The following is an 8,026-nucleotide window of genomic DNA, read 5'->3' on the forward strand; positions in this document are numbered from 1 at the left end:
CCTCGCTTAAAGTTTAGCAGCCAGCTGAGTAAGCATGGCATTGTGAGCTGCTTCATCAACTTGTTGGTTCAGAATTTTCTCTGCACCAGCAACAGCAAGAGCTGCAACTTGTTGACGTAATTCTTCACGAGCAGCATTGATCTCTGTGTCAACAGCTTCTTTCGCTTGTTGACGAATACGCTCACCTTCAGCAGATGCTTGAGTACGAGCTTCTTCAACCAATTGAGCCGCACGACGGTTCGCTTGTTCGATCAATTGAGCCGCTTGTGCTTTCGCTGCATCTAATTCAGCTTTAACTTGAGCTTGCGCATCTGCAAGATCAGCTTTCGCCTTTTCAGCTGCATTTAAGCCATCAGCAATTTTACGCTGACGCTCACTAATCGCATTGATTAGTGGAGGCCAAACGAATTTCATACAGAATGCGACAAAGATCGCAAACGCAATCGCTTGACCAAACAGAGTATAGTTAATATTCATTGCTATTCCTCAAATAGTTGATTTCGGAATTTAGCTAATTAACCTACTAGGCCGATGAACGGATTTGCAAAGATAATGAACAAACCAATACCAACACCGATCATAGGCACAGCATCAAGAAGACCCGCGATTAAGAACATACGAGTTTGAAGTTGTGGAGCCAATTCTGGTTGACGAGCAACAGCTTCAAGGAAGCGACCACCTAAAAGACCAAAACCGATCGCAGTACCTAAAGCACCGAACGCGATTAAAAGAGCAGCTGCAACAGCAGATAAGCCAACTACTAAATCCATGAAAAAATCCTCAGAGGTTGAGTTTAAATCAAACAAAAAAACTTTAGCCCAACTACATAGTGTAGTCGAGCAAATATTAATTAATGCTTCTCGCTAGCCATACTCATATACACGATCGTTAACATCATGAAGATGAATGCTTGTAACGTGATAACAAGAATATGGAAGATTGCCCAAGGCACAGACAACGCCCATTGAATCCAGAACGGTAATAATGCGATCAAAATGAAGATCAATTCACCCGCATACATGTTACCGAACAAACGGAGAGCCAATGAAATTGGACGCGCGATAAAAGTTACTAATTCAAGAAGAATATTTACTGGAATTAATAATGCTTTTAAAAATGGGTTACTTGGATTGAATGGGTTAAGCGCAAATTCTGCACCGAAACCGACAAGACCTTTTTCACGGATACTATAGAAAATAGTTAACGCAAATACTGATAACGCCATACCAAGGGTTACGTTAGGGTCAGTAGATGGAACGATCTTGAAGTAAACATGATGCGGGTCGATACCGAATAGCCCACCAATTATGTGTTGAGCTGTATAAGGAATCCAGTCAACAGGGATAAGGTCCATCAAGTTCATGAGGAAAATCCACACGAAGATGGTAAGAGCTAGAGGCGCGATTAAACGTGATTTACCATGAAAGGTATCACGAACACTTGAGTCAACAAACTCAACGATCATTTCAATTGCAGCCTGGAACTTGGTCGGAACACCAGAGTTTGCAGCTTTCGCTACTAACCAGAACAACAAACAGAAAATGACGCCAAGGCCGATTGACCAACCCATAGAATCCAAGTGAATAGCAGTGAACCCCATCTCTTTCGCTTCTTCAGCAGTCTCAGCTAACTTCCACGTACCATCTGGTGCTTTACCATAGGTCATGTTCGTTAAGTGATGCTGAATATACTCAGACGAGGTAAGGGTATGTTCTTCAGCAGCCATAAATCACACCTGGTTAATGTCAAATACAAATTAGAGTTAACGAATATCGCGTGCTGCTTGATATCTCGTTAAACATCTAAAAAACTTTTCAATTTTTCGTTGCAATTCAACTCATTTTGATAGACGCGACGCCCAAAAAGGTGCGACCCACGACATGGTCTGAACGAGTATGAAACCACAAAACAATGCGACCGCTGACAACGGTTTCACATTGATTAAAATCAAAATGAAGCCAACAATCACAATTCCAAACTTACCGAGCAACCCCCGATACATATTCGATAGAACCTGTTTCGAAGCTCTTGCACCTGCAGCTCTGAACGACTGCCATGAAAAATAACAACTGGCTAGCCAACATACGAATGCACCTAATGCTGCACTCAAAGCCGCAGTCGAGTCTTTCAAGACCCACGCTATCAAGGCTGAAACAGGTATCATACATGCTTGCAAGATGACTAAAGCTTTCGCTAATCGTCGGTCAATCAAGCGACTAGTTCGGCTCATTTATTATCCACTCACAGCAATAATGCTTGACAAGTTTAGCTGATGATTATTTTTAATCGCAGGCATTATAGAGTTACACCCCTGAACATGCAATCTTTTCCCGACCTAAGTCTGGTATTTTTAGATCGTTTATTGCTGAGCACTTATACAATTATCGGCTGTTTTTACATCACTTTTGTGCTTTTTCTACACATGCACGTACTTGTATCGCTAGAGTCTGCCATGCTGTTATAAAATTCTGGTGTTTAGCAAAACTCTCATCAACTGCGAGAAAATTCACATGACCTAGAGACTTATATTGATTCTTATTAGCTACAGTTTCAGCCAAAAGACACATCTTTTGCTGAGGGCGATGGTCTTTTAAATATTTGATTTGAGCAATTGTAGGTGCCATATGTGGATCTTCTGTCATCGCACCAGCGAATTTTAGCAACAGCGCACGCTCCAAGTATTGGTATGCATCATGTAATGACCAATACGGCTGAACACCATGATTGAGTTTTACACTTTGTGAGGTTTTCAGCATCTCATGTGCAAAAAGTTTAGCATTACTCCAATACTTGTCTTTAAACTCAGGTTGTTGTTGTGAGCGTAATGCCGCTATAAAAAAGCCAATACGAACTGCATTATTTGGTTCTAACCATACATGAGTATCGACAGTTCCTTTTACTACGTCCCCTCGACTATTTCTAAGCGGCAATGTTTGCAATATTCCTGTATTCAATAAGGCAACTGCTTTAGAGTTTTTCGCCAAAATACTCTCTAATGGCGCTTCATGCGCTTTACCAAGCCAAATAACCAATCCTGCATCTTGAATTAATTTACGGTGCGCAGGGGTCAGATGAACATCATGCCCTGTTTGATTTTCTAGCAACAATTTTGGTTCTTCAATACCTTGAGTGATTTCTTTTGCAATCAAATACACTGGGTGTGTCGAAACCACCAAGGGTGCTTGTGCCCAAGCCAAGGTTGTGAATAATGCTGTAAAGCATAGTGCTAGCAGACGCAACATGAAATTAATTACCACTCGAATTTTGACGTTATAATATAACAAACAGTTAAAAATGCCTATGCTGTTCGTAAGTTGCAAGGTCTCATGATACTATTTATGAGATATCCCCTTCCCTTTTCGAAGTCTTGAGGTCAGTCCATGAGCGCATGTTCACACGAACATCATGATACTTTACACGGTGTGCATGATCACCCGAATGTTGAAGCTCGTTTATTAGAAGCTGAAGCAAGCTGCGCTGCTTCAGGCGCTAAATTGACTCCGCTTCGCAAAGAAGTTTTAGAGTTAATTTTAACGGCCTCAGGGCCTATGGGCGCTTATGACTTGTTGGCGAAATTAAAAGGTAATGCTGAACGTCCAGCAGCACCTCCAACTGTTTACCGCACCCTCGATTTTTTGCTCGAAAAAGGTTTTATTCATCGTTTAACTTCAATTAATGCCTATATTCCATGTTGCCATCCTCGTGCTGGACATCAAGCCGCTTTTCTCATTTGCTCTAAATGCAATACAGTGAAAGAGGCTTCAGCTCTTGGTTTGATTCAACAACTTGATCAATTGGCTTCCTCTGATCATTTTCAGGCTCAACATAGCATTATTGAGATTTCAGGATTATGTCAGCAGTGCTCTCAGTAAGTTCTGCATTGCCATTAATTGAACTGCAGCAAATTAATGTGCGAATTGATGAAAGAGACATTTTAAAGAATGTTGACTTTCAGATTCATGACAAAGAAATTATTACCCTCATTGGTCCCAATGGGGCGGGTAAATCTACGCTTATCAAAGTGATTCTCGGAATTGTGAAGGCCAATTCTGGTCAAATTAAACATCATAAAGCCTTAAAGCTTGCTTACGTCCCTCAAAAGTTCAATCCATCCCACAGCTTGCCACTTCGAGTGAAAGATTTACTCGATTTAGAAAAGTGTGATCTTGCGATTAAACAAGAAATTATTCGAGATACTGGGATCATAAAATTACAAGATTCGAAAGTCCAACAGCTGTCTGGTGGGGAACGCCAGCGTGTACTTTTAGCACGCGCTCTACTGCGCCAACCCAACTTATTGGTACTCGATGAACCGATGCAAGGTTTAGATATTCAATCTGAAGCTGAACTTTATGATTATGTTCGAAGTCTACCTGAGCGCTACGGCTGCTCGATCTTAATCGTCTCTCATGATTTGCAGTGGGTGATGCAAGGTACACAGCGTGTGGTATGCCTCAATAAACATATATGTTGTAGCGGCTTGCCTGAAAATATTCAACAAGACCCTGAGTATCAGGCTATTTTCGGCACTAATCGAGTGTTCTACCAACATCATCACGATCATTGTGCACATGGTGATACAGCAACGCCATGTCAACACGATCCTCGCCCCCATATTCATCCAGAACCGGAAGCTTAGATCATGATGGAATGGTTACAACTTCTATTACCCGCATGGATTATGGGAACATTATTAGTGTTTCTAACTGCACCGCTCGGTTGTCTTATGTTATGGCGCCGTATGTCATTCTTTGCAGACACAATGGCGCATGGAACTCTCTTGGGTGTGGCGATTGCTGGCTTACTCACCCTCCCCTTATGGATGGGGGTTACGTTTACCGCGTTACTCTTGGTCGCAGTCCTTTGGGTATTGCATGATCCTCGCCTGCCCAACGATGCATTACTTGCGTTATGTTCAGCAACGCTGCTTTGCTCAGGACTATTGGTCATCCAACACCTCCCTGCGCTAAGACCTGAGTTGCTGAGTTATTTATTTGGCGATCTTTTAACAATATCTTGGTCCGACTTACCGACATTTGCAGTGGTGATTGTCATTGCACTCTCTGTGCTCTATAAAAGTTGGCAATCTCAAATTCAAATTGCGATTGATCCTGATATTGCGGTAAGTGAAAGTGTGAATGCGAAATGGCAGCGCCTTATTTTTATGCTGCTTCTTGCCTTATTTACAGTACTAGCGTTACGTGCAGTAGGTTCATTACTCATGGGTGCTTTATTGGTTATACCTGCATTAACCGCAAGACTTTTAGCATATTCACCTAAACACATGGTGCTATGGTCTTTTATTGTGGCTCAAGTTGGTGTGACTGTGGGCTTATGGTCGAGTGCAGGTTTAAATATTGCGACAGGTTTAAGCATTGTATTAACCATGGCAATCGTATTTGCTGTGATTTTTATCATTCAAAAATTTAAAAAAATAGCCTGATTTATTTGGGCTATTCATTAATCTTGCTTCTTTATAAAATATTTATGAAGACAGAGAAAGATATAACAAGAGAATAAAAAAACCACCATAACCAATACATTAATAAGGCCTTTTATCCATATCACATGCCAAAAGCCAAAAAAGGTCTCAGGCATAAACCAATATTCAACAATATAGAAAGGCAACCATTCGAATAGTAAACCGATTGCAGCCGTGATAAATAAGACCACATTAATCCACATCAAATAAACCATTTGTTTGAAAAACATCTTATATTGCGAAGTATCATCCACAATCATTTTTTTTATAAGGGTGGTGATCAAAGTTAAAATCACTGTAAGACCAAATGTGGCGCATATGCCAACACCCGCGCCCCACATCACAAACTTGATCCATTCCCACACACTTTCAGGCTGTAAATAAAAATACGCCCAGATATAGGGAGTTGAAATTAAGCCGAGCCCCAACAGAATAGTCAAAAATAATATTATAATTTTCAATAAAATAACCCTAACTCGTTATTTCATTGTGTCTTATTGATGAACTAAACTCAATAAAAAAGCCGCACCTGCAAATAAACCTGCAAAGGTACGATTCATCACTTTTTGCTGACGAGGTGATTTAAGTAAACGCAATACCTTCGCTGCAAGACCTGTATATCCAGCCATAACGATAAGATCGATAGCAATCATTGTACAAGCCATGATGAGATATTGTGGCCATTGAGGCTTTGAAAGATCCAGAAACTGTGGCAATACTGCCAATAAGAATACAATTGCTTTTGGATTACTCATATTGACAAAGAAACCGCTGATTACTAGCTTCATCGCTGACTTTTGCTTTAAATCAGTGTGAATTTCGATGGACTGCACTGGGGCTTTCCACTGTAAATATGCTAAATATAATAAATACCCAACCCCAAACCATTTGACGATCAAAAATGCCAAAGGAGTCGTAGCAAAAAGTACGCCTGCTCCCGCAGCGACAACTCCAATTTGAACCAAAAGTGCAAGCTGCAGACCAATTGCATTCCAATAACCTCGTTTGAATCCATAATTCAAACCACTAGACATTGATGCAATAGCACCTGCACCAGGCGAAATACTAATAACCCAACATGCAAGCATGTAGGCAAACCACATTTGATAAGACATAACGATTTGGGAGATTTATTTTGATGAGATTATATGACAATTCGACTTTTTTAAGATTTAAAATTTGAATGTTTTTTTAAACGTCTGTCTGTTCAGCACTATGATGATCAGGCACAATGTGATCAGCAAAATTAGGATATTATAATTTCAGGAGCCATGAATGACTTCCCAATCCGTAATCTTACCATTACCCTCAGATCATGCTCGCTTTATCACTTTGCGTTTAAAAGATTTATCAATAGATCAACTAAAAGAAAAACTTGAAGATCTCTTTACGACTCGTGATCGCTTAATTACTCAACATCCTCATGCTCAAATTAAAACTGCGGTGGCTTTTGGACCAGAACTTTGGTCACAACTTTACCCTCACCAACCAGAATGTTTTAAACAGCTTGAACCAATTCAAGGCTCTTTCACCATGCCTGTGGTCCCTGCTGATGTTTTAATCCATATCGCAGCACAGCGTACTGATATTTGCTTTGCCTTAAGCCAAGCTTTTTTTGAAGGAATTCAGGATTTGGTTGAGGTTTTAGATGAGCGCGTGTGCTTCCGAAATTTTGATGGTCGAGATTTAACTGGTTTTATTGATGGCACCGAAAACCCTCAATTTCCAGATGATCGCGCTGAAACAGCTTTACTAGGTGAAGATGCAGGAATTTTCACTGATGGCTCATTCGTTTTTGCTCAACGTTATCGTCATGATCTAGATAAATGGAAAAAACTTAAAGTTGATGCACAAGAGCAAGTGATTGGGCGCACCAAACTCGAAAGCATAGAGCTTGATGACGATGTTAAACCTGACAATGCACATGTGGCTCGCACCATTGTTGAAGATGATGAAGGTGAGGAGCTTGAAATTCTTCGTCATTCTTTACCGTATGGCGATGGACGTGGTGATCAAGGTTTGTATTTTATCGCTTATACGAAAGATTTAACACGTATTGATCGCATGCTGACACGTATGTTTGGAACTAGTGGCGATGGTATTCATGATCGCTTATTGCACTTTGTTGCGCCTTTAGACGGAGCTTATTATTTTGCCCCAAGTGAAGAGTTGCTAGAAAAGGTATTGGAAGATTAAACAATAGAAAGCCGACGAGAGTCGGCTTTATTAATATTACAATCACTAAATACTACAAGCAGTTAATATCCTTGATTTCTAAAGATATTTTATTGAATTGAGTTATTTTCTTTGTCTTAAAATTCTTATAAGTAACATCGTATAATAAATACCCTTGAGACATAAATGTATATTGCCCGGCTTTGTTGCATAAAGATTTTAAAGATAGAGCTTTCCTAAGTTGTTTAAATTTAAGTGACAACTTGGGTATGAGCTCGGCCTAATTCCATAAATTTATTTAATACTGCCACACGTGCATGAATCTCATTCACCTGGCTTTGAAAACTCCGTGCACTGAGTTTATCTCCC

Annotated in this window: 11 protein-coding genes and 1 pseudogene; 4 read left to right on the forward strand and 8 right to left on the reverse strand. The window is 40.3% G+C overall.

All coding sequences use genetic code 11. The features are described 5' to 3' along the window. Positions 1-6 precede the first annotated feature (6 nt). The 5 genes from FTV32_RS13555 to FTV32_RS13575 form a co-directional block, all read right to left on the reverse strand. Positions 7-477 carry a F0F1 ATP synthase subunit B gene (locus FTV32_RS13555; RefSeq protein ID WP_035268191.1) on the reverse strand — a complete coding sequence of 157 codons (471 nt, stop codon included), beginning with the start codon at positions 475-477 and terminating at the stop codon, positions 7-9. Positions 478-515: 38 nt separating this feature from the next. After that, entirely contained in the window at positions 516-770 is a 255-nt protein-coding gene (gene atpE / locus FTV32_RS13560) for a F0F1 ATP synthase subunit C (protein ID WP_035268188.1), read from the reverse strand. Between the two features lie 80 nt (positions 771-850). Beyond that, positions 851-1,726: a F0F1 ATP synthase subunit A gene (atpB, locus tag FTV32_RS13565; RefSeq protein WP_035268181.1), complete on the reverse strand. Its 876-nt coding sequence runs from the start codon at positions 1,724-1,726 to the stop codon at positions 851-853. A gap of 111 nt (positions 1,727-1,837) precedes the next feature. After that, positions 1,838-2,230: an ATP synthase subunit I gene (locus tag FTV32_RS13570; protein ID WP_035268179.1), complete on the reverse strand. Its 393-nt coding sequence runs from the start codon at positions 2,228-2,230 to the stop codon at positions 1,838-1,840. Positions 2,231-2,399: 169 nt separating this feature from the next. After that, positions 2,400-3,242: a metal ABC transporter solute-binding protein, Zn/Mn family gene (locus tag FTV32_RS13575; protein WP_035268175.1), complete on the reverse strand. Its 843-nt coding sequence runs from the start codon at positions 3,240-3,242 to the stop codon at positions 2,400-2,402. 138 nt (positions 3,243-3,380) lie between these two features. On the opposite strand from FTV32_RS13575, the gene FTV32_RS13580 reads away from it, so the two are divergent. Genes FTV32_RS13580 through znuB form a run of 3 tightly spaced genes read left to right on the forward strand, consistent with a single transcriptional unit; the run spans position 3,381 to position 5,443 of the window. Continuing rightward, positions 3,381-3,872, forward strand: a complete 492-nt coding sequence (locus FTV32_RS13580; protein WP_035268172.1) for a transcriptional repressor — start codon at positions 3,381-3,383, stop codon at positions 3,870-3,872. Continuing rightward, entirely contained in the window at positions 3,851-4,639 is a 789-nt protein-coding gene (gene znuC / locus FTV32_RS13585) for a zinc ABC transporter ATP-binding protein ZnuC (RefSeq protein ID WP_035268168.1), read from the forward strand. The genes FTV32_RS13580 and znuC overlap by 22 nt, the downstream gene beginning before the upstream one ends. 3 nt (positions 4,640-4,642) lie before the next feature. Beyond that, positions 4,643-5,443: a zinc ABC transporter permease subunit ZnuB gene (gene znuB, locus FTV32_RS13590; protein WP_180028939.1), complete on the forward strand. Its 801-nt coding sequence runs from the start codon at positions 4,643-4,645 to the stop codon at positions 5,441-5,443. A gap of 17 nt (positions 5,444-5,460) precedes the next feature. Here the strand turns inward: znuB and FTV32_RS13595 are convergent, their stop codons facing one another. Next, positions 5,461-5,943, reverse strand: a complete 483-nt coding sequence (locus tag FTV32_RS13595; RefSeq protein WP_180028940.1) for a hypothetical protein — start codon at positions 5,941-5,943, stop codon at positions 5,461-5,463. A gap of 33 nt (positions 5,944-5,976) precedes the next feature. Next, positions 5,977-6,597 carry a LysE family transporter gene (locus tag FTV32_RS13600; RefSeq protein ID WP_035270804.1) on the reverse strand — a complete coding sequence of 207 codons (621 nt, stop codon included), beginning with the start codon at positions 6,595-6,597 and terminating at the stop codon, positions 5,977-5,979. A 160-nt stretch (positions 6,598-6,757) separates the two neighbouring features. On the opposite strand from FTV32_RS13600, the gene FTV32_RS13605 reads away from it, so the two are divergent. Further along, a complete protein-coding gene (locus FTV32_RS13605) occupies positions 6,758-7,678 on the forward strand; it encodes a Dyp-type peroxidase (RefSeq protein WP_035270801.1) in 921 nt (306 codons plus the stop codon). A gap of 230 nt (positions 7,679-7,908) precedes the next feature. On the opposite strand, the pseudogene FTV32_RS13610 reads toward FTV32_RS13605, so the two are convergent. Then, a pseudogene (locus tag FTV32_RS13610) lies at positions 7,909-8,026 on the reverse strand (IS5/IS1182 family transposase); the annotation flags it as partial.

This window comes from Acinetobacter sp. YH16032, assembly GCF_013417345.1.
Taxonomy (GTDB): Bacteria; Pseudomonadota; Gammaproteobacteria; order Pseudomonadales; family Moraxellaceae; genus Acinetobacter.

Excerpts from the sequence above, each read along its gene's own strand:
- FTV32_RS13555 (WP_035268191.1), bottom strand. The coding sequence starts at position 477 with ATGAATATTAACTATACTCTGTTTGGTCAAGCGATTGCGTTTGCGATC.
- atpE (WP_035268188.1), bottom strand. The coding sequence starts at position 770 with ATGGATTTAGTAGTTGGCTTATCTGCTGTTGCAGCTGCTCTTTTAATC.
- atpB (WP_035268181.1), bottom strand. The coding sequence starts at position 1,726 with ATGGCTGCTGAAGAACATACCCTTACCTCGTCTGAGTATATTCAGCAT.
- FTV32_RS13570 (WP_035268179.1), bottom strand. The coding sequence starts at position 2,230 with ATGAGCCGAACTAGTCGCTTGATTGACCGACGATTAGCGAAAGCTTTA.
- FTV32_RS13575 (WP_035268175.1), bottom strand. The coding sequence starts at position 3,242 with ATGTTGCGTCTGCTAGCACTATGCTTTACAGCATTATTCACAACCTTG.
- FTV32_RS13580 (WP_035268172.1), top strand. The coding sequence starts at position 3,381 with ATGAGCGCATGTTCACACGAACATCATGATACTTTACACGGTGTGCAT.
- znuC (WP_035268168.1), top strand. The coding sequence starts at position 3,851 with ATGTCAGCAGTGCTCTCAGTAAGTTCTGCATTGCCATTAATTGAACTG.
- znuB (WP_180028939.1), top strand. The coding sequence starts at position 4,643 with ATGATGGAATGGTTACAACTTCTATTACCCGCATGGATTATGGGAACA.
- FTV32_RS13600 (WP_035270804.1), bottom strand. The coding sequence starts at position 6,597 with ATGTCTTATCAAATGTGGTTTGCCTACATGCTTGCATGTTGGGTTATT.
- FTV32_RS13605 (WP_035270801.1), top strand. The coding sequence starts at position 6,758 with ATGACTTCCCAATCCGTAATCTTACCATTACCCTCAGATCATGCTCGC.